This is a genomic window from Rhodococcus sp. T9N (genome assembly GCF_024436645.1).
GTDB lineage: Bacteria > Actinomycetota > Actinomycetes > Mycobacteriales > Mycobacteriaceae > Rhodococcus_F > Rhodococcus_F qingshengii.
In genome coordinates, this window is the sequence record NZ_JAMSKS010000010.1 from 77,216 (window position 1) to 99,501 (window position 22,286).

Annotated in this window: 22 protein-coding genes; 16 read left to right on the plus strand and 6 right to left on the minus strand. The window is 63.9% G+C overall.

Features of this window, described 5'->3' with window-relative positions; genetic code table 11:
• Positions 1–115: 115 nt before the first annotated feature.
• From M1L53_RS17560 to M1L53_RS17590, 7 genes are all read left to right on the plus strand, one after another.
• Entirely contained in the window at positions 116–1,315 is a 1,200-nt protein-coding gene (locus M1L53_RS17560; RefSeq protein WP_397517563.1) for a 5-(carboxyamino)imidazole ribonucleotide synthase, read from the plus strand.
• The gene (gene purE, locus M1L53_RS17565) at positions 1,299–1,811 is read left to right on the plus strand and encodes a 5-(carboxyamino)imidazole ribonucleotide mutase (RefSeq protein ID WP_054187636.1); all 513 of its coding nucleotides are present in this window, start codon (positions 1,299–1,301) and stop codon (positions 1,809–1,811) included. The genes M1L53_RS17560 and purE overlap by 17 nt, the downstream gene beginning before the upstream one ends.
• Before the next feature lie 7 nt (positions 1,812–1,818).
• Entirely contained in the window at positions 1,819–2,196 is a 378-nt protein-coding gene (locus tag M1L53_RS17570; protein ID WP_054187635.1) for a hypothetical protein, read from the plus strand.
• 35 nt (positions 2,197–2,231) lie between these two features.
• Positions 2,232–3,419, plus strand: a complete 1,188-nt coding sequence (locus M1L53_RS17575) for a sensor histidine kinase (RefSeq protein ID WP_030535022.1) — start codon at positions 2,232–2,234, stop codon at positions 3,417–3,419.
• 35 nt (positions 3,420–3,454) lie between these two features.
• Positions 3,455–4,147 (plus strand): response regulator transcription factor, encoded by a 693-nt coding sequence (locus M1L53_RS17580; protein ID WP_003940960.1) that lies wholly within the window; start codon positions 3,455–3,457, stop codon positions 4,145–4,147.
• A 134-nt stretch (positions 4,148–4,281) separates the two neighbouring features.
• Positions 4,282–5,079: an ABC transporter ATP-binding protein gene (locus tag M1L53_RS17585; RefSeq protein WP_042450120.1), complete on the plus strand. Its 798-nt coding sequence runs from the start codon at positions 4,282–4,284 to the stop codon at positions 5,077–5,079.
• On the plus strand, positions 5,076–7,526 hold the full coding sequence (locus tag M1L53_RS17590; RefSeq protein WP_054187634.1) for an ABC transporter permease: 2,451 nt from the start codon (positions 5,076–5,078) through the stop codon (positions 7,524–7,526). Before M1L53_RS17585 ends, M1L53_RS17590 begins: the two co-directional genes overlap by 4 nt.
• A gap of 3 nt (positions 7,527–7,529) precedes the next feature.
• Here M1L53_RS17590 and M1L53_RS17595 read toward each other — a convergent pair whose 3' ends face one another.
• Both M1L53_RS17595 and M1L53_RS17600 read right to left on the minus strand, forming a co-directional pair.
• The gene (locus M1L53_RS17595; protein ID WP_003940786.1) at positions 7,530–8,243 is read right to left on the minus strand and encodes a TIGR03089 family protein; all 714 of its coding nucleotides are present in this window, start codon (positions 8,241–8,243) and stop codon (positions 7,530–7,532) included.
• 54 nt (positions 8,244–8,297) lie between these two features.
• Entirely contained in the window at positions 8,298–9,779 is a 1,482-nt protein-coding gene (locus tag M1L53_RS17600; protein WP_054187643.1) for an LCP family protein, read from the minus strand.
• 114 nt (positions 9,780–9,893) lie between these two features.
• On the opposite strand from M1L53_RS17600, the gene rfbD reads away from it, so the two are divergent.
• Genes rfbD through M1L53_RS17620 form a run of 4 tightly spaced genes read left to right on the plus strand, consistent with a single transcriptional unit; the run spans position 9,894 to position 13,573 of the window.
• A complete protein-coding gene (gene rfbD / locus M1L53_RS17605) occupies positions 9,894–10,733 on the plus strand; it encodes a dTDP-4-dehydrorhamnose reductase (RefSeq protein ID WP_054187633.1) in 840 nt (279 codons plus the stop codon).
• A gap of 43 nt (positions 10,734–10,776) precedes the next feature.
• The gene (locus M1L53_RS17610; RefSeq protein WP_003940999.1) at positions 10,777–11,691 is read left to right on the plus strand and encodes a glycosyltransferase family 2 protein; all 915 of its coding nucleotides are present in this window, start codon (positions 10,777–10,779) and stop codon (positions 11,689–11,691) included.
• On the plus strand, positions 11,688–12,770 hold the full coding sequence (locus M1L53_RS17615) for a sugar phosphate nucleotidyltransferase (protein WP_054187632.1): 1,083 nt from the start codon (positions 11,688–11,690) through the stop codon (positions 12,768–12,770). The genes M1L53_RS17610 and M1L53_RS17615 overlap by 4 nt, the downstream gene beginning before the upstream one ends.
• Before the next feature lie 32 nt (positions 12,771–12,802).
• Positions 12,803–13,573 carry an SGNH/GDSL hydrolase family protein gene (locus M1L53_RS17620; RefSeq protein WP_054187631.1) on the plus strand — a complete coding sequence of 257 codons (771 nt, stop codon included), beginning with the start codon at positions 12,803–12,805 and terminating at the stop codon, positions 13,571–13,573.
• On the opposite strand, the gene M1L53_RS17625 is transcribed toward M1L53_RS17620, so the two are convergent.
• Genes M1L53_RS17625 through cofD form a run of 3 tightly spaced genes read right to left on the minus strand, consistent with a single transcriptional unit; the run spans position 13,564 to position 16,504 of the window.
• Positions 13,564–14,124 carry an NUDIX hydrolase gene (locus M1L53_RS17625; RefSeq protein ID WP_054187630.1) on the minus strand — a complete coding sequence of 187 codons (561 nt, stop codon included), beginning with the start codon at positions 14,122–14,124 and terminating at the stop codon, positions 13,564–13,566. The genes M1L53_RS17620 and M1L53_RS17625 overlap by 10 nt on opposite strands.
• 5 nt (positions 14,125–14,129) lie before the next feature.
• The gene (locus tag M1L53_RS17630) at positions 14,130–15,515 is read right to left on the minus strand and encodes a coenzyme F420-0:L-glutamate ligase (RefSeq protein ID WP_054187629.1); all 1,386 of its coding nucleotides are present in this window, start codon (positions 15,513–15,515) and stop codon (positions 14,130–14,132) included.
• Positions 15,512–16,504, minus strand: a complete 993-nt coding sequence (cofD, locus tag M1L53_RS17635) for a 2-phospho-L-lactate transferase (RefSeq protein ID WP_003940958.1) — start codon at positions 16,502–16,504, stop codon at positions 15,512–15,514. Before cofD ends, M1L53_RS17630 begins: the two co-directional genes overlap by 4 nt.
• A 380-nt stretch (positions 16,505–16,884) precedes the next feature.
• On the opposite strand from cofD, the gene M1L53_RS17640 reads away from it, so the two are divergent.
• Positions 16,885–17,163 carry a WhiB family transcriptional regulator gene (locus tag M1L53_RS17640; RefSeq protein WP_020907098.1) on the plus strand — a complete coding sequence of 93 codons (279 nt, stop codon included), beginning with the start codon at positions 16,885–16,887 and terminating at the stop codon, positions 17,161–17,163.
• Positions 17,164–17,338: 175 nt separating this feature from the next.
• Here M1L53_RS17640 and M1L53_RS17645 read toward each other — a convergent pair whose 3' ends face one another.
• Complete coding sequence (locus tag M1L53_RS17645) at positions 17,339–17,827, minus strand: metallopeptidase family protein (RefSeq protein WP_003940797.1); 489 nt, start codon at positions 17,825–17,827, stop codon at positions 17,339–17,341.
• A gap of 79 nt (positions 17,828–17,906) precedes the next feature.
• On the opposite strand from M1L53_RS17645, the gene M1L53_RS17650 reads away from it, so the two are divergent.
• The 4 genes from M1L53_RS17650 (at position 17,907) to manA (ending at position 22,285) form a co-directional block, all read left to right on the plus strand.
• Positions 17,907–18,293, plus strand: a complete 387-nt coding sequence (locus M1L53_RS17650) for a DUF3499 domain-containing protein (protein WP_007731177.1) — start codon at positions 17,907–17,909, stop codon at positions 18,291–18,293.
• A gap of 127 nt (positions 18,294–18,420) precedes the next feature.
• Entirely contained in the window at positions 18,421–19,794 is a 1,374-nt protein-coding gene (locus M1L53_RS17655) for a phosphomannomutase/phosphoglucomutase (protein ID WP_003941022.1), read from the plus strand.
• A 163-nt stretch (positions 19,795–19,957) separates the two neighbouring features.
• Positions 19,958–21,052 (plus strand): hypothetical protein, encoded by a 1,095-nt coding sequence (locus M1L53_RS17660; protein WP_030535017.1) that lies wholly within the window; start codon positions 19,958–19,960, stop codon positions 21,050–21,052.
• Positions 21,053–22,285, plus strand: a complete 1,233-nt coding sequence (gene manA / locus M1L53_RS17665; protein WP_042922158.1) for a mannose-6-phosphate isomerase, class I — start codon at positions 21,053–21,055, stop codon at positions 22,283–22,285.
• The last annotated feature ends 1 nt before the right edge of the window (position 22,286 follow it).

Sequence of the window (22,286 nt, forward strand, 5' to 3'; positions counted from 1 at the left end):
ACGCTGAATGAACGGGCGAACGCGGCACATGACAACATAGAGAGCCGTGACCGGCAACAACGATCCCGCGCAGATCCCCGCCCGCCCGACCACCCCTCGACCGGCAAAAGCATCCATGCCCGTCGTCACCATGATCGGTGGCGGACAGTTGGCCAGGATGACTCACCAGGCGGCGGTGGCCCTGGGCCAGACGCTCCGAGTGCTCTCCGGGACTTCGGACGAGCCGGCAGCTCAGGTCAGCCCCGACGTCGTGCTCGGCAGCCACACCGACCTCGATGCTCTCCGCCGTGCAGCGGTCGGTTCCAATGCACTGACCTTCGACCACGAGCACGTGCCGACCGAGCACCTCGAGGTTCTTGTTGCCGAAGGCGTGAACGTTCAGCCGCCGCCGCAGGCTCTGATCTTCGCTCAGGACAAACTGCTCATGCGTCGCAAACTTGCCGAACTGGGCGCACCCGTACCCGCGTACGCCGAAGTGACGTGGGCGGAAGACGTCGTGCGTTTCGGTGCGCAACACGGTTGGCCGCTTGTCATCAAGGCAACACGCGGAGGCTACGACGGCCGCGGCGTCTGGATCACCGACGATCAGGACGAAGCAGAAGCCATCGTCACCGAGCAGCTGAACAAGGGTGTTCCGCTGATCGTCGAGGAAATGGTCTCGATGCGTCGGGAGCTGTCCGCCATGGTGGCGCGGTCGCCGTTCGGACAGGGCGCTACTTGGCCGGTCGTGGAAACGGTTCAGCGCAACGGCCAGTGTGCCGTCGTGATCGCACCTGCCCCCGAGCTTTCGAGTGCCGTTGCCGAGGAAGCTGAACAGTTGGCGCTGCGCATCGCGTCGGAGCTCGGTGTGGTCGGCTCCATGGCCGTCGAACTGTTCGAGACGACCGACGGCACTCTCGTGGTCAACGAGTTGGCGATGCGCCCGCACAACTCCGGTCACTGGACGATGGACGGCGCCCGCACCTCTCAGTTCGAGCAGCACCTGCGCGCGGTTCTCGACTACCCGCTCGGAGATACGTCGCCGATCGCGCCGGTCACCGTGATGGCCAACGTTCTCGGTGCGCCGGAAGCTCCCGAGATGACGATGGACGAGCGCGTCCATCACCTGTTCGCGCGGATGCCTGACGCGAAGATCCACCTGTACGGCAAGGGTGAGCGCAAGGATCGCAAGATCGGACACGTCAACATCGTGGGCGTCGCCGGATCCATCGACGATCCGAATTACGTTGCCGCAGTTCGGGAACGCGCCGAGCGCGCAGCACATTGGCTTTCGTACGCAGTTTGGACCGACGGATGGGATGTACACGGTGAGTGAGAGCGCGCAGGTCGGCCTGATCATGGGCAGCGATTCGGATTGGCCGACCATGGAAGCTGCAGCCGAAGCTTTGGCCGAGTTCGGTATCCGCTTCGAGGTCGGTGTCGTCTCGGCGCACCGCACGCCTCAGCGGATGCTCGACTACGCCAAGGAAGCTTCCGGCCGCGGAATCAAGGTCATCATCGCCGGTGCCGGTGGCGCCGCGCATCTTCCGGGCATGGTTGCCTCGGCCACGCCGTTGCCCGTCATCGGTGTTCCGGTGCCGCTCAAGTACCTCGACGGTATGGATTCGCTGCTTTCGATCGTCCAGATGCCGGCCGGCGTCCCGGTGGCGACAGTGTCGATCGGCGGCGCTCGCAACGCCGGTCTGCTGGCTGCTCGGATTCTCGGTGCTTCGGATCCCGCACTGCAGCGGCGGATGGTGGCGTTCCAGGAGAGCCTCGAGTCGATGGTGCTCGACAAGGACAAGGCGCTCCGCGAAAAACTGCTGGGCTGATCTTCTCGTGTGTGCACGACGCGGGCTGCCGCTGATCCGAGCGAGTCGGGGCAGCGCGCAGTCCGCGTTCGTCACCCGCGTCGCCCTGCTGTACGCCAGGATTCTCGGCGCGGACATCCGCTTCGACGACGAGTCCGGAATCTTTGTCGCCTCCGGACTGCGCTGCGGGTTCGCCAGAGGCGGAACAACTCTCGGTGGTGTATATCTCACCCGGCGGAACACGACTCGATCCGTCCTTCGTCACGAGGCCGTTCATGCAGACCAATGGGCCAGGTACGGAATCATATTCGGGTTGTTGTACCTGCGTGAGGAACTGCGTCATCGCGGGCCGCGCAACCGCTTCGAAATCGAGGCCGGTCTCGAAGACGGCGGTTACCGCACCTGAGTGAAAGCTCGTCAGTAAAAGCTACTCTTGGCGGCATGGCTCGTTTTCCGACTAGTGAACGCTTCGTCCGCTGGAGCGCGGAACATGCTCGCGGTGTGGACATCTGCATTGCGACGGTTGCCGCACTGTTCAGCGTTGTCGTGGCGGTCGAGGCGAGTCCGCTGGCGGTGTTCATCTCGCTGGGTATGACCGTTCCGTTGGCGTGGCGACGCTCGCGCCCCGAACTCTCCGGCATGGTGATCGCAGGATTCGCGGTTCTACACGTGATCTTCATCGGCAACACACTGCTCGCATCGGCCGTTGTCGTACCCATCTCCCTGTACGCGCTGGCCGCCTATGGTGCTCGGTGGAGTTCACTCACCGGGCTGGTGCTCGCGTTGCTCGGCTCGATTGCCGGGACTGTTCGATACTTCGGCTACGACGGAATCCCGGTGTCCTCGCAGGTCATGCAGTCCGTGGCCGTCATGATCTTCATGCTCGCGGTCTGGGCGTTCGGTGATTTGCGTCGAGTTCGCACCAAACAATTGGAAGGTCTGACCGAGCGCGCACGGTTGCTCGAACTCGAGCGTGCGCAGGAAGCGGAAATCGCGACGATCAGCGAACGCTCGAGGATTGCGCGCGAGATGCACGACATCGTCGCGCATTCGTTGACCGTTGTCATCGCTCAGGCCGACGGTGGACGCTACAGCGCGGCCAAGGATCCTCAGGCTGCAATTCAGGCACTCGAAACAATTGCCTCCACCGGCCGCCAAGCGTTGACCGACATGCGATCGCTGCTGTCCGTCCTGCGTGAGGACACGCCCCGTGATTTCTCGGTGATCCCGGGCGCCGGCGACATCGACAGTCTCTTCCACGAGTTACGCAGCAGCGGACTCGACATCGCCGTCAGTGTGACCGGGGAACCACGCGAACTCTCTGCGGGTGCGGGGTTGACGGCGTATCGCATCGTGCAGGAATCGCTGACGAACGTTCTCAAACATGCGGGGCCTGGAGCACAGGCGAGCGTCGAGATGACATGGGCTGAAACCGAACTCGTTCTCGGTATCACCGACGACGGACGAGGCGGCAGCGCCGCGCTGGTCGAATCGTCACCAGGCGGACAGGGACTGATCGGAATGGCCGAGCGAGCCAAGCTGCACGGAGGCAAAGTGACCGCCGGACCGAAATCAGGCGGCGGATACAGCGTCCGGGCCGTCTTGCCGTACGAACGAACGTCTGGGTAGGTCTTGAAACGTCCGAAGGTCTTAAGGTGAGTGGCATGGACGAACACGTGGCTCCGATCGCAGTGGCACTGATCGACGATCAGCAGCTGGTCCGCGCAGGTTTTCGAATGGTCATCGACTCACAGCCGGATCTGTCGGTGGTTGTCGAGGCTTCGGACGGTCAGCAGGCGCTGACCGAGTTGGCCGCCCGTCATGTCGACGTCGTTCTGATGGATGTCCAGATGCCGAAGATGGACGGCATCGAGGCGACTCGTCGGCTCCTGGCCGACCCCGATGCGCCGAAGGTCGTGGTGCTCACCACCTTCGACAACGACGAGTACGTGATGTCGGCTATCCGGGCGGGCGCCAGTGGTTTCCTGCTCAAGGACGTGCCACCGGAGCAGTTGCTCGACGCCATCCGCACCGTGCACCGCGGGGACGCGGTGATCGAAGCCCGGGCCACTCGGCGACTGCTTCAGCACGTCGGGCCACTCCTGGAAGGCTCGGCGCCCGAAGCGCAGTTGCCCGAAGAGTTGACGCCGCGCGAGGTCGAGGTGCTCGAAGCCATGGCGTACGGGCTGTCGAATTCGGAGATCGCTGCGAAATTCCACGTCTCCGAGACGACAGTGAAAACCCATGTCGGACGGGTTCTTTCAAAGACTCATTCTCGTGATCGTGTACAGGCAGTCGTCTTCGCCTTCCAGATCGGACTTGTCCGGCGCGCAGATCTCCTCGGCACCGAGGGCTGACACGCCGCCCTGTCCAGTCCTACCCCGGGATGACACCGGGCTCTCCAAGATCGCCCCGCACTCCGACGCGGAGACCACTTGCGCTGCAATAACGTCGATTCCGTCATAGCGAGAAGCTTTACGGAGGGCAAAAAATGCATGCGCACACCACGACGGAACCAGCCGCAGTGCCGGCGATCACTGCCCGCGGTGTCACCAAGGTGTACGGCACCGGTGAGACCACGGTTCACGCGCTCGGCGGAGTCGACGTGGACTTCGGTCGCGAGCGGTTCACCGCGATCATGGGCCCGTCCGGCTCCGGAAAGTCGACGCTCATGCACTGCCTGGCCGGACTCGACACGGTCTCGGGTGGGCAGGTTTTCCTGGGCGACACCGAAGTCACGAAACTCGGCGACACGGAGCTCACCGAACTGCGACGCGAGCGGATCGGATTCGTCTTCCAAGCGTTCAACCTGCTACCGGTGCTCACTGCTCGGGAGAACATGCTGCTGCCGATGAAGCTGGCAGGTAGTGAACCCTCGCCCGAGTGGATGGACGAGGTGATCGGAAAGCTGGGCCTGTCGCAGCGCCTCGACCACCTGCCGCACGAGTTGTCCGGCGGTCAGCAGCAACGTGTAGCTGTCGCCCGTGCATTACTGCCCCAGCCCGACGTGATCTTTGCCGACGAGCCTACCGGCAACCTGGATTCCCGTTCCGGGACAGAGGTTCTGGGACTCTTGCGCACCAGTGTCCGGGAGACCGGTCAGACGGTCGTGATGGTGACACACGATCCGGTGGCGGCGTCGTACGCGGATCGAGTCGTGTTGATCGCGGACGGGCGTATAGCCGGAGAGATCGACCATCCCACCGTCGACTCGGTGATCGGTGCCATGCGAGCTCTCGGTGCCGACGACCTGGCCGATGTTCCTGCAGTTTCGGGTGCACTGCGATGAGAGGTCTGGCTTTTGCGCAGGCGCGGGCACATGCCGGGCGCTATGTGGCGTCGATACTCGCGGTGGTGATCGCCGTCGGATACATCGTCGCGACTTTGACCTTGAGCTCGACGGTCGACGCGAGTGTGAGCAAATCACTTGCGACGCAATACGAAACCACAGATGTCGTCGCGTCCGGTCCAGGCGTGACAGAAGCACTGCTGAGCGCGGTGCCGGGCGTCTCGGCGGTGGCCGACGACGTGTCGACCTATGTTCGTGTCGACTCCGAGGCAAAGGGCGCGTCCTACGGGGATGCGCTCACGATTGCCGACAATCCCGAATTGCGTTGGGAGAAGGTGTCGGAGGGATCGATTCCGGCCGGTCTGGGGCAGGTGTTGGTGAGCGCGGACTCCGGGATACCGATCGGTGCCCGAATCACAGTCACGGCACGGGATTCGACGGTCGGTGCCGCCGCACCCACCGCGGAGGTAGTCGGACTGGTCGACCTCTCCGGTTCGGCGCAACGACTGGGCGGGATCAAGATATTCACCACCGCCGAGCAGGTGAGCGCGTGGGCCGGTGACAGTGCCGAACGTGAGTTCCGTGTCGCCGGTGACGGTTCACGCTCTCAGCAAGAACTCGTGGATTCGATCTCGAGCGCGTTGCCCGCGGACTCCACCGTGCTGACCGGCGACGAAGCCACAGACAACGCCGCAGCCGAATACATGGGCGGCACCAAGATCCTCAGCACGGTGTTGCTCGCCTTCGGCGCCATCGCCGTTGTTGTTGCCGCGCTGGTGATCGCCAATACATTTGCCGTCCTGCTCGCGGCGCGCACTCAGGAACTCGCGTTGCTGCGATGCGTCGGCGCCACGGCCAAACAGGTTCGCCGGAGCATTCGCAGTGAAGCCGCGGCGGTCGGCGTGATCGCCTCGGTGATCGGCGTCGGACTCGGTGTCGGACTTGCGTGGGCGATCGGTCGGGTAGCAACGGCCGCAGATGTGCCGGTTCCTCTTTCGTCACTGAGCGTCACCCCGGTGACCGTGCTCGTCGGTCTTGCCGTCGGCATCGTGATGACGATGCTCGCTGCATCTGCGCCCGGGCGGGCGGCAACGAGGCTCTCCCCGCTGGCGGCACTGCAGCCGATGGAGTCCAAGCCTGAGAGCGTTCAGGTATCGGTGGTGCGCCGGGTTCTCGGCGTCGTGACCCTGCTCGCGGGCATCGCGATGACCGTCCTGGGAGTGACGAATCAGCAGGTGCCGGCGGCAACCGCCGGTGGACTGTTCTCGTTCCTGGGGATCGCGGCACTGTCCGGTCGAATCGTGCCTGCACTGATCAATGCGGCCGGCGGAGTGTTGGCGAGACTGATCGGTCCGGTGGGAAGCCTGGCAGCAGGCAACGCCGGTCGGAACCCACGCCGCACGTCGGCGACGGCCACCGCATTGTTGATCGGTGTGGCCTTGACGAGCACGCTCGTCGTGGGAATCGCGACGGTCAAGGAAGCCGCACCCGCGGCGATGGACAGTCAATTCCCCGTCGACGTCATGGTGAGCGGTTCCGGTTCGGCACCGCTTCCCGCAGGGTTGGGCACAGACATCGCCGCGGTCAACGGTGTCGGCGCGGTGAGCGGTCTGGACAAGGCCGAACTGACGATCGACGGGCGCGGTTCGTTGGCCGGATTCGGCGTCGACGCTGCGCGGGTGAAAGATGTTCTGCGTACCGAGATCTCGGTACCCGCGGCCGGTCAGTTGGTGCTCTCGCCCGCTGACCTGACCGAATACAAGCTTTCGGCGGGCGATACGGCGACGGTGCGTGGGGATCGCGGCGTCGTGAACGTCAGCGTGGTCGAGGGCGTGAAAGGTCAACCAGCACTACTGGATCGAGGCGATCTCGGTGCAGCGGCCACCGCGCCGACCACCGATTCGTACTGGGTAAGGCTGGGGACGGATACTGACGAACAGGCTTTGGCCGCCACCGACCGCATCACCGAACTGGCACGCCAGGAAGCGCCGGGCAGCGATGTTCAGGGCATGACCGAGATGCGTTCAGCTCTCGATTCGATCCTCGACACCATGCTCATGGTGGTTGCCGGATTGCTGTCGGTAGCGGTGTTGATTGCTTTGATCGGCGTCGGAAACACCATGGCACTGTCCGTTCTCGAACGGCGCCGCGAATCCGGACTGCTTCGCGCACTCGGACTGACCAAGAAGGGAATTCGAGCCATGTTGATCTGGGAAGCGCTGCTCGTGGCAGGAGTCGCATCGGTGATCGGAGTGCTGTTCGGGATGGTGTTCGGTGTAGCCGGTACCGCATCGGTATTCGGGATCGAGGACGTCGCCCTCAGCGCAGTGCCGTGGGTGCAGTTGGTAGCCATCGTGTTGATCGGCGGAATCTGCGGTGTGATCGCGTCACTGCTCCCCGCTAGGCGGGCGGGGCTGGTGTCACCGGTGACAGCTCTCGCGAGCTAGCGTTCAGAACTGTTTCGTGACCTTCTCGGTGCCCACTCGGCGCGCGGTAGCTTCCGCGTCCGGGTGGGCCACCTGCACGAGTGAGGCACCCGCGGCGAGAACTGCCAGAAGCCCGTCGATCAATTCGTCTGCCGTGTCCCACGTGCGACTGGAGAGGACACGATCCGTCGACACCAATTCGACGTTCTTCGCCGATGCCCGTGCCGCGTCGATCGTGTCCGCTACGGACCGGCCTTCCAGCGCCGAACCGGCTCCGGCGCTACGGAACTGGTCGCCGTGCACACGGATGGAGGTTGCGTAGTCGGCGACGCCGAGCGGAAGATCGCTCAAACCTTTGCCGAACGCGTCGAGTGAGAGTGCGGCTACCTCCGGTACGTCCGCAACATCGTCCAGTCGGTCCGCAGTGACAAAAGCCAGTTCGGCGTCGGCGTCGGGGGAGAGGACCACCTCACCGCCTGCCCACCACACACCCAGCAAGACGGCGACGCTCTGCCAGTGCGCGGGAAGCAGCACGGCAACTTTGCCGCCGGGCTCGAGAGCGAACTCGTCGCGGACCATATTCGCTGTCTTTGCCGCCCAGTTGGCCAGAGTGCTCGCAGACAATTCGATGCGCTCGCCGGTGGCGTCGTCGTAGTAGGTCACGCGAGGGCCGGCCGGGTCGGCAGCCAGGATCGGTCCGAGGAGGGCGTCGGTCAGGTTGTCTACAGGCGAAGGCACGTCGTCAGCTTACGCAGCCGTTCAGTTCACACCGCTTTCAGTTCACACAGTTTTTCAGTTCACACAGCGCGGGCCGTTGGAGGCCGCGTCGATCGGCGGACCGGGAGGGGCGGGAGTGGGGCTGGTCTCGGTGGTGCTCGACGATTCAGTCGTGCTTGTCGCTCCTTCGGACGGGGATACCGCGTCCGCGGACTGCGGGCCGCTGTAGTCCTCGGCAATGACAACCCGAACCTTGCCCGAGGACAATGACGAATCCGCCTTGACCGTCAGACCGCCGAGTGCCTCGGCCACCGCGAGTGCTGCGTCGTCGTCCGCGGACTTTGCGAACACCGTCGATTCGGTGACGTCCGAGCCGGTGTTGTTGCCGACCTGACCCTGCTTGTACCCGAGGGCACTCAACGCTTCGGAAACCCCGCTGGCCAACCCTGCGATGTCACTGGCGTTTGCGACGTCGACCGTGATCGAGGAGGCATTCACCGTGGTCGGTGCTTCGGAGGTCTCCGAGTCCTCGCTGTCGGCGCCGACCAATCCCGCGATGTACTTCTTGACGGCCTTGGGATCGACCTTGACGATGGACTCGCCGTAATCGGTCATGCCGTTGATGTCGAGAACGGGAATGGTCTCGAATTGCACCTTGCCGCCGGCCAGATTCTGCAACTGCTTGGCGAACTCGATGATGTCCCAGTCGTCGTCGATCACGACGGAACGCTGGACAGCCGAGGTCAGCTGACTGAGCTTGCCGGGGTCACTGAGGGTTTTTGCGCTGAGTACCTTGCTGACGAGAGAAGCCATGAACACCTGCTGGCGAACGATCCGGTCCAGGTCGCCGCGAGGAAGATCGTGTCGTTGTCGCACGAAGCTCAGCGCGTCGGCGCCGTCGAGTGTCTGTTTCCCGGCCGCGAAATTGGCTCCGGACATCGGTTCGTCGACCGGCGCGTTGAGGCACACGTCGACTCCGCCCACTGCGTTGGTCAGCAGGACGAATCCGAGTAGTCCGACTTCGGCGTAGTGATCGACGGTGATGCCGGTCAGATTCGCCACCGCTCCGATGAGCGCGGTCCGGCCGGCTTCCGTCGACTTCTTGTCTGCATCGCTGTCGGACGACCCGTTGTTGACCAACTTCAGTCGCTCGGTTTCCTTGGTGGCACCGAACGCGGCGTTGATCTTCGACATACCGATACCCGGGACGTTGACGTACGCGTCGCGGGGAATCGAGATCGCGGTCGCGGAACTCCCGTCGTTGGGGACGCGGATCAAGATGATGGTGTCGGTATTGGACGCAACTTCCTCACCTGCGCGCAACGAGTCGAGCTCGCTTTGTGAGAGCGGGTTGCCGTGCGCGTCCGTTCGACTGTCCGTTCCCACCATCAGAATGTCGATTGCTCCGTCCTTGCCGCCACCGAGGCCGAGTCCGCTGGCAGTGGCAAGGCTGTTTCTCAACGAGTCCACACCCCGCCATGCGAACCCGGTGACCAGCAGTACGAGCACGGACAGCACCGCGACCGCTATGCGAGCCGGGCTCGTCTTGGTCCGAATCGGCGCAGGTCGTGGACGCGCGCGGCGCTGCGGTTGCTGGTGGGACACTCCTTCAGGTTACTGGTCCGATGCTCGGCCGCGGGTACCTCGACGCGGCGTGCCAGACTGAACCGTGTGACGAATATCCTGCTCACCGGCGCCCGAGGGCAGCTCGGGACCCGTGTCGAAACCCTCGCTACCTCGGCGGGTCTTCCCGTCACGGCCGTCGGATCCGACGAGCTGGACATCACCGACAGCCGCGCGGTTGACAACTTCGTCTCGCCTGATTCGGTGCTGATCAACTGCGCTGCGTACACGGCCGTCGATGCTGCCGAGACCGACCAGGAGGCGGCGAGGGCGGTCAACGAGATCGGACCGCGGAATCTCGCGCAAGCCTGTGCGCGGGTGGGTTCGCGGTTGATCCACGTTTCGACCGACTACGTCTTTCCGGGCGATGCAAGCTCGCCATACGACGTCGATGCACCGACCGGTCCCGCGACGGTCTACGGCCGAACCAAACTGGACGGCGAGATCGCTGTTCGAGAGTCGGGGGCTGACGCGGCCGTTGTCCGCACCGCGTGGGTGTATTCCGGTGTCGGCACGGATTTTGTCGCCACGATGAGAAGGCTCGAAGCCGAACGCGAATTCGTGAACGTCGTGGACGACCAGATCGGGTCACCCACGTACAGCGTCGATCTGGCCGGCGGCATCGTCGAACTCGCGCTGCTGGACTTCACGGGTGCGTCGACATTCCACGTGACGAACGGCGGGCAAGCAAGTTGGTACGAGTTGGCGCGAGCTGTTTTCGAGGAGATCGGAGCAGACCCTGCTCGGGTGCGCCCGTGCAGTAGTGCGGAGTTCGTACGCCCTGCCCCGCGCCCGGCATATTCGGTCTTGTCCGAGCGCGCGTGGGTTACCGCGGGAATGACGCCGCTGCGTCCGTGGCGAGAGGCTCTGCACGCCGCTCTGGCGTGAGCATTGTTCGGGACAGTGGCCGCGGACGGCTAGGCTGACCGGCGTGAGTCCCAAGCTGGCCGTGGTAACGGTGACCTACTCGCCAGGCGAGCATCTCGAGAATTTCTTGAGCACGCTCGCTGTGGCGACGACAGAAAAACCCCAGGTCATCATGGCCGACAATGGGTCGACCGATGGTGCCCCCGAGGCCGCCGATGCCAAGTACGAGCATGTCCGTCTGCTTCGAACCGGCGGAAACATCGGGTACGGGGGAGCGATAAATCGGGCCGTAGCGGAGATCGATTCGTCGATCGAATTCGTCGTGATTTCCAACCCGGACGTCCAATGGGCACCCGGTTCACTCGACGAATTGGTGGCTGCGGCAAATCGGTGGCCAAGGGCCGGTGCACTGGGGCCGAAGGTCCTCGAACCGGACGGCAGTGTCTATCCGTCGGCGCGAACGGTGCCCGACATCACCTCGGGCGTCGGGCACGCGTTGCTCGGTACCGTATGGCCGAAGAACCCGTGGACTGCTCGTTACCGTCAGGAGAACGAGGCCGTCACCGAGCGTGCAGTGGGGTGGCTTTCCGGGTCGTGCCTGCTGGTGCGACGCGACGCCTTCGACACCATCTCCGGTTTCGACTCTCGTTACTTCATGTACATGGAGGACGTGGACTTCGGTGACCGCCTCGGAAAAGCCGGGTGGCTCAACGTATTCGTCCCCTCGGCCGTCGTCACCCATGCCAAAGGCCATGCGGCAGGACGTCATCCGGAACTGATGTTGCCTGCCCATCATCGCAGTGCGTACCAGTTCCAGGCTGATCGCCATCCGCACTGGTGGCAGGCTCCGCTACGACTTGCCTTGCGCGGTGGCCTCGCGGTGCGATCCAAGATCGCCGTAGCTTCTGCAGTTCGCGAGCGCGCTCGCACCGACAACTCGACCGACAACCCATCAGTTTCGAACCACGGGGGAAAATGATGTCCGATCCGAATCCGACCGACGCCGTAATCCTGGTAGGCGGCAAAGGCACTCGGCTGCGTCCGCTGACGCTGTCGGCACCCAAGCCGATGCTTCCGACCGCCGGCCTGCCGTTCCTGACGCACCTGCTCGCCCGCATCGAGGCAGCCGGAATCAAGCACGTCGTGCTCGGAACGTCCTTCAAGGCAGAGGTATTCGAGGACTACTTCGGCGACGGCTCCAAGATGGGCCTCGAGATCGACTACGTCTTCGAGACCGAACCGCTGGGCACCGGTGGCGGAATCCGCAACGTTCTGCCGAAGTTGCGCGGTGACAACGTCATGGTGTTCAACGGCGACGTGCTCGGTGGCACCGATCTGAACGGCATTCTCGATACCCACGAGAAGACGGACGCCGACGTGACCCTGCATCTGGTTCGTGTGGGAGACCCGCGAGCATTCGGTTGTGTTCCGACCGACGAGGACGGACGAGTCTCGGCATTCCTGGAGAAGACCCAGGATCCGCCGACGGATCAGATCAACGCCGGCTGCTACGTCTTCAAACGCGAGATCATCGAACAGATCCCCGAAGGACGACCGGTATCGGTCGAGCGCGAGGTGTTCCCGAATCTCCTGGCCGAGGGCAAGCGGGTGTTCGGCCACGTCGACTCGTCGTACTGGCGTGACATGGGAACCCCCGAGGACTTCGTTCGCGGTTCCGCCGACCTGGTGCGAGGTATCGCACCTTCGCCGGCTCTCGAAGGTCCGCGCGGCGAGTCGCTGGTTCACCCCGGAGCCGGAATCGCGCCGGGCGCTGTCCTGATCGGCGGCACGGTTGTCGGTCGAGGCGCAGAAGTTGGTGCAGGCGCTCGCCTCGACGGTGCAATTCTCTTCGACGGCGCCGTTGTGGAAGCCGGGGCGGTGGTCGAACGATCGATCCTCGGATTCGGCGTCCGTATCGGACCCCGAGCGCTGGTCCGCGACGCTGTCATCGGAGACGGCGCGGACATCGGTGCGCGGTGTGAATTGTTGCGAGGCGCACGCGTGTGGCCGGGGGTGACGCTGCCGGACGGTGGCGTGCGCTTCAGCACAGATGTGTGATCGTTAGCTGACCTACTGGAATACTGGCGGGTATGACTTCTCTTCCGAGCCGTTACGTTGCCCTCGGTGACTCGTTCACCGAGGGCGTCGGCGACGCCGACGAACGATTCCCCAACGGTCTGCGCGGGTGGGCAGACCGAGTGGCCGAGCAGCTGGCGGTGAACAATCCCGACTTCCGCTACGCCAACCTGGCGATTCGTGGTCGCCTACTCGGACCGATCATCGACGAGCAGTTGGAACCCGCTCTGGCGTTGAAGCCCGATCTGGTGACCATCTACGCCGGCGGAAACGACATGATGCGTCCGAAGATCGACATCGATGCGATGGTCGCCCGCTACGATTCGGCAATCGGTCAGCTCACTGCATCCGGCGCTCGGGTTCTGATGTTCACCGCGTACGACACCGGATGGTCCGCCTTCTTCGGCAAGCTCCGCGGACGTCTGGCGATCTACAACGAGCTTGTTCGCGAGGTGGCGGACCGCCACGACGCGACCCTCGTCGACTTCTGGCGATTCTCCGAATATCAGGACCTTCGGATGTGGGACTGGGATCGCCTCCACATGTCGCCCTCCGGGCACGAGAACATGGCGACGCGTGTGCTCGACGTGCTCGGCGTCGAACACGGATTGACCCCGCCCGATCTCGGGCCTGCGCCGGTTCTCACGAAAGCCGAAACTCGTCGCGAGGATCGTCAATGGGCGCGAGAGTTCTTGGTGCCGTGGGTAGCTCGGCGCGTGAAGGGAACATCTTCGGGCGACGGCGTGAGCGCCAAGCAGCCCCAGCTTTCTCCGATTCAGTCCTGATTCTTGCGCTGACGGGCGAGCGCGACCAGGTGGTCGATGGTCTCGCGTTCCGCTGTAGGTGGGAGCGCGTCCACCGGCCACCATCTGAGGTCGGTGGACTCTGCGCTGCGGACGATATGTGAATTGTTCGGCGCCACAACAAGAAACCGTAGATCGAGATGGCGAGTCGGTACTCCGAGTGAGCACGTGATCGGATGCGTGTGGGCGGAGAGTAGGTCCGCGTCTATCCGAACGTCGTGAATTCCGGACTCCTCGCGAGCTTCCCGCAATGCCGCAACTACCACCGTCTCGTCGTCGGGCTCGCAGTGGCCGCCGAGCTGAATCCACCTGCCCACCTTGGGATGCAGGGTCAGCAAGACGTGGCAGCCACTCTCGTCGAGAACGAGAGACGACGCGGTGATGTGTCCCGGTGCGTGGCGACGAAGGCAGCCGTCCGGAGCCGAATCGAGGAACGCGAGCATCGTGTGCCGCAATGATTCGTCCGCTTCGGAGGACGTCTCCCAGCCCTCCAGGACGCCCTTGGCGGAGGCGTGCAGCGATTCGGCTGACATGGGACCTACAGCTCCACCAACGCGTCCCCGGGGGCGGAGACAGAGCGCGGAGTCAGTGGTTCGAGGGGGTGCCCGATTGCGATGGCACCGAGTGGCTGCCAATCCGCCGGGAGATCGAGTTGTTCGCGTACGAGATCGGCGGCGAAGATCGTCGATCCGATCCAGCAGCTTCCCACGCCGCGGGTGGCCAACGAGACCAGCAGTCCCTGCACTGCCGCGCCGGCGGCGACCGTGAACATCGTCGACTCCGCCGCGGTTCGTCTGGCATCCGGATAACTGTGTGCGCCATCGGGCACGCAGAAGGGAATGACGACCTCGGGGGCGTCGAACAGGATGTTTCCGCGGGCAACCCGGGCCTCGACGGATTCGTCACTGCGACCGTCGGCGCGAAGATCGGCGGCCCACTTCTCGCGCATCTGCTCGAGAAGAGCCGTGCGGACCGACTCCGTGCGTAGCCACACGAATCGAACCGGTCTCGTGTGGTGCGGTGCGGGAGCGGTGAGTGCCTCGGCGATCGAGCTGCGAATGATCTCCGCGTCGACGGGATCACTTGCGAACTGTCGGACCGATCGACGCAACAGCAGCGCCTGGCCGCGACCCATCGCCGTAGCTTCCTCGGTGCCCAGCCAGAACAGATCGTCCGGGCCGCGGCGAATCAGATCCTGGCCACTCGAACCGTCGTCCTCGAACCGAAGCCCACGAACGACGGCGACGGGAACGCCGCCCAGCTTGCCCTTGACCAAGTCGCCCGCAGCGGCGATTTCGTCCGCGATCGCGATCTCGGTGACGATCAGATCGTTGCCCTGACTGTCCTGTGCTCCGAGGTAGCCGTGCAGGACCGGAATGCCGGAGGAACCGATTGCGGCGTCGGTCTGCCCGTTGCGCCACGCACGACCCATCGTGTCGGTGACGACGACGGCGACGGACTTGCCCGTGCTCTCGAGAATTCGGGCGCGCAGACCCGCAGCGCTCGCATCCGGATCCACGGGGAGTAGCGCCAATTCGGCACCGTCGACGTTGGAGCCGTCGATGCCCGATGCGGCCTGCACGATTCCGAGTTTGTTCTCGGTGATCAGAGTGCGGCCCTTGCGTGCCACGACGCGGACGGCTTCCTGATCCACCAGGAGGCGTCGTGCCGCGTCGCGCTCTTCCGGATCGGTCGGTGAGGAAACGATGCGACCCTCGACTTTGGAGAACACCTTGCTCGTGACGACAACGACGTCGCCGCTCTCGAGCCACGGCGTCGCGTCGACGACAGCGGTGGCCAAGTCGTCTCCGGGCCGGAACTCGGGAAGCCCGAGCACGGGAATGACTTCGATTGCGGCGCCGGGGGAGTGATCACCGGGAGAGTGATTTCTGTCGCGGCTTGCTTCGGTTCCGGGCTCGGTCACAGTTCGACTCCGGCGATCTCGAAAGCCGTGCGAACCATTTTCGCGGTCTCTTCGGGGGACGTCATCAAAAGTGGGATGCTTCGCACGTCCACCCCGTCGATGTCGGCCGTGTCACCTTCGTCGACGAGCCAGCCGTCGAGAATACCGTTGATCGAACGAGCTCCGTAGTGGCGACCGATCGCCTCCGAAGTCGTCTCGACCCCGATCACCTCGAGGCACTCGTCAGCCATGCCGCGCAACGGTTTTCCGCCGATGACGGGGGAGAGGCCGACAACCTTGGCCGCGGTTGTTCGCAGGGCACCGCGAATGCCGGGCACCGCGAGGATCGCGCCGACGCTCACGACGGGATTGGACGGTGCGATCAGCACGATGTCGGCACCGTCGATCGCCTCGACCACCCCTGGCGCGGGCTTGGCCTGCTCGGCGCCGACGTGAGCGAAGCTGTGCGTTTCCACCTGTGCCCGATGGCGTACCCACCACTCCTGGAAATGAATCGCCTTCTGCTCACCGTCTTCCGGATCGGTGATCACGACGTGTGTTTCGCTGCGGTCGTCGCTCACGGGAAGCAGTGCGACACCGGGATTCCAGCGATTGCACAACGCTTCGGTGATCGCGGACAACGGATATCCCGTGCGGAGCATCTGGCTGCGAATCAAATGCGTTGCGATATCGCGATCTCCGAGGCCGAACCAGTCCGGCTTCGCGCCGTATGCGGCGAGTTCTTCTTTCGCATTCCAGGTTTCGCCGGCGTGCCCCCACCCGCGTTCGGTGTCGATACCGCCGCCGAGTGTGTACATACAAGTGTCCAGATCGGGGCAGATGCGCAGACCGTGCATCCACACGTCGTCCCCGACGTTGACGACGGCCGTGATGCGATGTGGGCCTTCGTATTTCTCGAGGGATTCACCACCGGCGATTCCGAGCGCGTTTTGAACACCTTGAAGGAAACGGGCCCCGCCGACGCCGCCAACCAATACAGTCACGTTCACGACAACAGAGCCTAGGCGGTCGGCGCGTCGTCGTGTCTGGCGGGCAGAAGGTCCCGTCAATTGAGGGCCGGAATACTAATGGATTCATCTCGTTTAGCTTGACCGCGACACGCTGGACGTGTGTAATCTCAAATGTGTCATTCCAACCGCTACTTGTGAGTTCACTTGCAGCGGGGCCGGTTTCGAACACAGTTTCGAACGGTCGACGGGGTGGGGTTGAAGATGGAGTGAAAATTCTGCGCTATTACAGGTGAGGAGGCGGAACGATGCCCAATGAAAATGTCGAGATCAGTTCTCTCGCAATGACAGTAAGCGACGAACCGCAGACCGATTCCCGAGCAGGCGCAGCAGAAGGTGCCTGCAGCAGTGAGTTCGACGGTATGAGTACTCGGCCAGTGCTGAGTCTCGTCACCGGCTTCGAAGAATTGTTCGACACCATCGAGGATCAGTGGCAGGAGCGTGCTCTCTGCGCGCAGACCGATCCCGAAGCGTTCTTTCCTGAAAAGGGAGGATCGACGAGGGAAGCAAAACGGATCTGCCTCGGTTGTGAAGTTCGTGACGAGTGCCTCGAGTACGCGCTCGCGAACGACGAACGGTTCGGAATCTGGGGAGGGTTGTCCGAGCGCGAGCGTCGGCGACTCAAGCGGGGGATCATCTGATCTGCTGCTGAATCGGTTCTGTCAGCGTCGGGGCTGACGGGCGGTCTTCGAAAGTCTGACCTGCAACGGGGAATTGCAGGTCAAGCAACGACTGTTTTGTTCTTCGTGTGGATTTACTTCTTCGTGTGACATCAGTTTTTTCGTCTGACAGTGCGTCAGTCCTCGTCGGGCAGTATCAGTCCTCGTCGGGCAGCGTGGGGTCGATGACCTGTGGGTCGACGCCCAGATACGTGCCGACTTGATGGACCAACACGTCGTGCACCAGATCCGTGAGTTCTTCCGGATCCTTCGCTCGCTGCTCCAATGGGCGGCGAAACAGCACAATTCTTGCGCGAGTCGTATTTCCGTGACGGTCGATTCCGGCCGGAATCAGTCGTGACAGTGGAACCGGGCCGTCCGCGATGACCTCCGGCGGCCATGTGACGGACTCCGGATCGTGCGCGTGAATCTTCGGAACTTCGTCCACTGCGATGTCGAGTTTCGTCAGCCGGTCGTGCCATGCGAGGTCGACGGGAGAGAAGGCGTCGAGCACCAGGAGATCGAACTTCTCCGCGCGGGTACGCCTGGCGGGCACCTCCGGGGGAAGTAGCGGTCCGCGCAGGCCACGGCCGTGTCGCTCGATGGAACGAGTGGTGACCGAGCGTCGGCGGCGGGCTTGTGGCATGGCGCCAGATTACGACAGGAGAAACTGCTCGGTGTGTCCGAGTAGGTTCCGGACGTGGGGAGGGCTAGGCTCCGTACCTGTGAGATCTCTGCGTCGCTGCTGCCGCCCCGGGTGCAAGAACCCCGCCGTCGCGACGCTTACGTATGTCTACTCGGACTCCACTGCGGTTGTCGGGCCGCTGGCAACCGTCGCCGAGCCCCATTCATGGGATTTGTGTGACACTCACGGCTCTCGAATCACCGCCCCCAAGGGGTGGGAACTCGTCCGCCACGAAGGCGGATTCGCGTCGAGTACTCCCGACGAAGACGATCTGACCGCTTTGGCTGAAGCTGTACGTGAGGCCGGTCTCGGAGATCGCAGCAAGTCCAACGTCGATGCAGATGAGGACATACGTCCCGCAGCTCCGAGTACTGCCCGTACAGGGCGTCGTGGACACCTACGCGTTCTGCCCGACCCGTCCAACTGACGCGAGATTCGTCGCCGTAGACGCTAGGCTCGACCGAGTACTTCCACACCCGAGTACTGCGAATCTCCGGACGCCATGCGCCCGGACGTTCCCGTCTGTGAGGGTGCATGCACAAGGAGAGTTTTCAGTGGGGCGAACAGCCGAGTCGGTTGCTGCAATCATCAAGGCGTACGACGTACGCGGTGTGGTCGGTGAGCAGATCGACGAAGATTTTGTCCGCGACGTCGGTGCGTCGTTCGCCCGCCTGGTCCGCGACGAGGCCGGCGCCGCCACGACGGTTGTGATCGGCTACGACATGCGCGCATCGTCGCCCACACTGTCTTCGGCTTTCGGTGACGGCGTGCTTGCTCAAGGGCTCGACGTCGTCTACATCGGATTGGCGTCGACCGACGAGCTCTACTTTGCATCCGGTTTGCTGAACTGCCCGGGCGCGATGTTCACGGCGAGCCACAATCCCGCCAAGTACAACGGCATCAAGATGTGTCGGGCCGGCGCCAAGCCGGTCGGTCAGGACACCGGCCTCGCAGTCATCTCCGCCGAGGTCGTCTCGGGTGTTCCCGCGTACGACGGACCGGCAGGCACCGCCAGCACCAAGGACGTCCTCGAGGAATACGCGAGCTACCTCCGCGGATTGGTCGACCTGGCTGCGTTGCGCCCGCTGAAGGTCGCAGTCGATGCAGGCAACGGTATGGGCGGCCATACCGCGCCGGCCGTATTCGGGCCGATGCCCCTCGACGTCCTGCCGCTGTACTTCGAGCTCGACGGCACGTTCCCCAACCACGAAGCCAATCCGCTCGATCCGGCCAACCTCGTCGACCTGCAGGCCTACGTGCGCGAAACCGGAGCGGACATCGGCTTGGCATTCGACGGTGACGCGGACCGTTGCTTCGTCGTAGACGAGAAGGGCGACCCGGTCTCGCCGTCCGCGGTGACGGCACTTGTCGCCAAGCGCGAACTCGCGAAGGAACCGGGCGCGTCGATCATCCACAACCTGATCACGTCACGGGCAGTGCCCGAACTGGTCGAAGAACTCGGCGGCGTCGCTATTCGTACCCGAGTCGGCCACTCGTTCATCAAGCAGGAGATGGCCGAGACCGGTGCGGTGTTCGGCGGCGAGCACTCCGCTCACTACTACTTCCGCGACTTCTGGGGCGCCGACTCCGGCATGCTCGCGGCGCTGCACGTACTCGCCGCACTGGGCGAGCAGGATCGTCCGCTCTCCGAGTTGATGGCGGAGTACACCCGCTACGCGGCCTCGGGCGAGATCAACTCCACCGTGGCTGACGCGGCAGATCGTACGGCCGCTGTACTGGCGGCATTTGCCGACCGCACCGAGTCGGTGGATCGCCTCGACGGTGTCACGGTCAGTCTCGAGGGAAATGCCTGGTTCAACTTGCGCGCGTCCAACACCGAACCACTGCTGCGACTCAACGTCGAAGCACCCACGTCCGCCGATGTCGACGCATTGGTGAACGAAATTCTGGCGATCGTCCGGGCTTGAATCCGAGTCTGATCGGTTTGTCGGTGAGCCGAAGCCCTGGGATAGTTGGGGGACTATCTCAGGAACGACGGCCTCGGGAACGAGGGCTTTGCCACCACGGACCGCGTGGAGCTGGAATGCTGGATGGTGCGGGAACTGCTAACGGAGAAGGGGGTGCGGTGAGATGACAGCGCCGATGCCGCTTCTCGACCTCGACGACAGCGAGGGTTTGTCAGCTGCCGATTCGGAAGGGCTACTGCGGTCTGTAGCCATGGGCGGCGCACAGATTCGGGCCACCGCGTCGGCCGTCGGTGAGGGTGTGATCTCCCGATTGGCCGGTCTGCGTCCGCGCAGCGTCGTACTGATCGCCGGCGCGGGTGGCGCCCGGCACGGAGCCAGGATCGCGCTTGCTCTCGTCGGAGATTCGGTCGGTTGCCCGCTCCTCGTTCTCGACCGGACGCCGTCGTGGGCCGGGCCATTGGACGTGATCGTCGTCGCCGGTGACGATGCCGGTGATCCACGCCTCGTCGAATCCGTTGACAGTGCCGTACGCCGCGGCGCCGAGGTTGTTGTCGCCGTTCCCGACGAGGGGCCCATGCGAGCCGTGGCGGCCGGGCGCACCATGCCCTTGCCACCGCGGCTCTACGCCTCGCCCCGGCACACGATGACGCGGTTCCTCGCCGTCTTCCTCGCGGTTGCCGCCGAAATCGAGGGCAAGGGATCGATCGAGGACCGTTCGGCGGTGCTCGGTCGAATCGCCGACGCAGTTGATGCGGAGGCGCTGCGGGACGGACCGGCCAACGAGGTATTCCACAACCCGGCCAAGTCGTTGGCCACCAGGATGAGCGGCCGGCGAGTCGTTCTGTGTGGAAGTGGTTCCGTGACAACAGCACTCGCAGAGTTCTCGAGCGTTGCGCTGATGAGCTCCGGCCTGAACGCCGCTGCCGCCGAGATGTCCGAGGTGATTCGTTCGGCGCGGGCACTGTTCGCGCCGGACGCAGCTTCACGTGATTCGGTGTTCCACGACCCCTTCTTTCACGATCCGCAACTCGACGGCGCGCTGCCGACCCCGCCGGCGCGGGCGTTCGTCTTCGCGACCGAATCCACGCGCGGGGAGGCGAGGCGCCGGATGGACGCACTGGCCGACGCCGACCTGGTGGTCGCGGCAGACGAAGACCAGACCAACGTGGTCATATCGGAGATGGAGCAGGTATTCGTGTTGGCGTCTCGAGTAGACATGGCCGCGGCGTACGTGCAGTTGACGGGCGGTGCGAAGTAAGTGCGTGAACTCGAAGGTGCACTTCGTTCTTACGCGTGGGGCTCGCGAACGGCAATTGCCGAACTACGCGGTCTTTCGACTCCGTCGAATCATCCCGAAGCGGAATTGTGGTTGGGCGCGCACCCGGGTGACCCGGCGCGCGTGATCACCGAATCCGGAAGCGAGTCGTTGCTCGAGGTCCTGCACCGCGAACCCGAACGCGAACTCGGCCGTGAGAACCTCGAGGCATTCGGTGAGCGACTCCCATTCCTGCTCAAGCTGCTTGCGGCGGAAGAACCGCTGTCACTTCAAGCGCACCCCAGCGCCGTTCAAGCCGACGAGGGTTTTCGTCGTGAGAACGCACTCGGCGTTCCCATGGAATCGCCGATTCGCAACTACAAGGACGGCAGCCACAAGCCCGAACTCGTTGTCGCACTGAGCAGATTCGAAGCGCTTGCCGGATTCCGCGAGCCGACGCGGACTGTCAAACTGCTGCGCGCTCTGGCCGTCGACGAGTTGGAGCCGTACATCGGTCTGCTCGAAGGGCAACCCGATTCCGACGGACTGCGGGCGTTGTTCACGACATGGATCACGCTGCCGTCTACGGTGCTCGGGACCTTGCTCCCTGCCGTACTTGCCGGGTGCATCACCTACGTCGCACACCACGACGCCGAATTCGTGACCGAGATCCGCACCGCGCTGGAATTGAGCGAGGCGTACCCCGGCGACGCCGGTGTTCTGGCGGCACTGCTGCTCAACCGCGTCACCCTCGAGCCCGGCCAAGGACTGTTTCTCGCTGCCGGCAATCTCCACGCGTATCTCCATGGACTCGCGGTCGAGATCATGGCCAACTCCGACAACGTGCTGCGCGGTGGGCTGACACCGAAGCACGTCGACGTGCCCGAATTGCTGAGGGTTCTGGACTTCGTCGGGGCCGATATCGAAGTGCTCGATCCGGCCCCGTCATCTGGATCAGGTCAGTCAGGATCAGGTAGATACGAGTACGTCACGCCGGCGCCCGAATTTCGTTTGACGCGTCTGGAGTTCGACGCGAATTCCACGGACATCGTCGTCGACGCTTCAGGCCCGCGGATTCTGATCTGCACCGACGGCGCGGTCACTGCGACGTGCGGCACTGACACTCTCGACCTCGATCGAGGCCGAGCGGCGTGGATCGCTGCCGACGAGCCCGCGATACACCTGAGCACACGGACCCCGACTGCGCAGGTTTTCAGTGCCGTAGTCGGAAACTAGG

What these genes read in the sequence shown, in the direction of transcription:
- M1L53_RS17560 (WP_397517563.1), top strand. Translation starts at nt 116, where the DNA reads ATGCCCGTCGTCACCATGATCGGTGGCGGACAGTTGGCCAGGATGACT.
- purE (WP_054187636.1), top strand. Translation starts at nt 1,299, where the DNA reads ATGTACACGGTGAGTGAGAGCGCGCAGGTCGGCCTGATCATGGGCAGC.
- M1L53_RS17575 (WP_030535022.1), top strand. Translation starts at nt 2,232, where the DNA reads ATGGCTCGTTTTCCGACTAGTGAACGCTTCGTCCGCTGGAGCGCGGAA.
- M1L53_RS17580 (WP_003940960.1), top strand. Translation starts at nt 3,455, where the DNA reads ATGGACGAACACGTGGCTCCGATCGCAGTGGCACTGATCGACGATCAG.
- M1L53_RS17585 (WP_042450120.1), top strand. Translation starts at nt 4,282, where the DNA reads ATGCATGCGCACACCACGACGGAACCAGCCGCAGTGCCGGCGATCACT.
- M1L53_RS17590 (WP_054187634.1), top strand. Translation starts at nt 5,076, where the DNA reads ATGAGAGGTCTGGCTTTTGCGCAGGCGCGGGCACATGCCGGGCGCTAT.
- M1L53_RS17615 (WP_054187632.1), top strand. Translation starts at nt 11,688, where the DNA reads ATGATGTCCGATCCGAATCCGACCGACGCCGTAATCCTGGTAGGCGGC.
- M1L53_RS17620 (WP_054187631.1), top strand. Translation starts at nt 12,803, where the DNA reads ATGACTTCTCTTCCGAGCCGTTACGTTGCCCTCGGTGACTCGTTCACC.
- M1L53_RS17625 (WP_054187630.1), bottom strand. Translation starts at nt 14,124, where the DNA reads ATGTCAGCCGAATCGCTGCACGCCTCCGCCAAGGGCGTCCTGGAGGGC.
- M1L53_RS17640 (WP_020907098.1), top strand. Translation starts at nt 16,885, where the DNA reads ATGAGTACTCGGCCAGTGCTGAGTCTCGTCACCGGCTTCGAAGAATTG.
- M1L53_RS17645 (WP_003940797.1), bottom strand. Translation starts at nt 17,827, where the DNA reads ATGCCACAAGCCCGCCGCCGACGCTCGGTCACCACTCGTTCCATCGAG.
- M1L53_RS17660 (WP_030535017.1), top strand. Translation starts at nt 19,958, where the DNA reads ATGACAGCGCCGATGCCGCTTCTCGACCTCGACGACAGCGAGGGTTTG.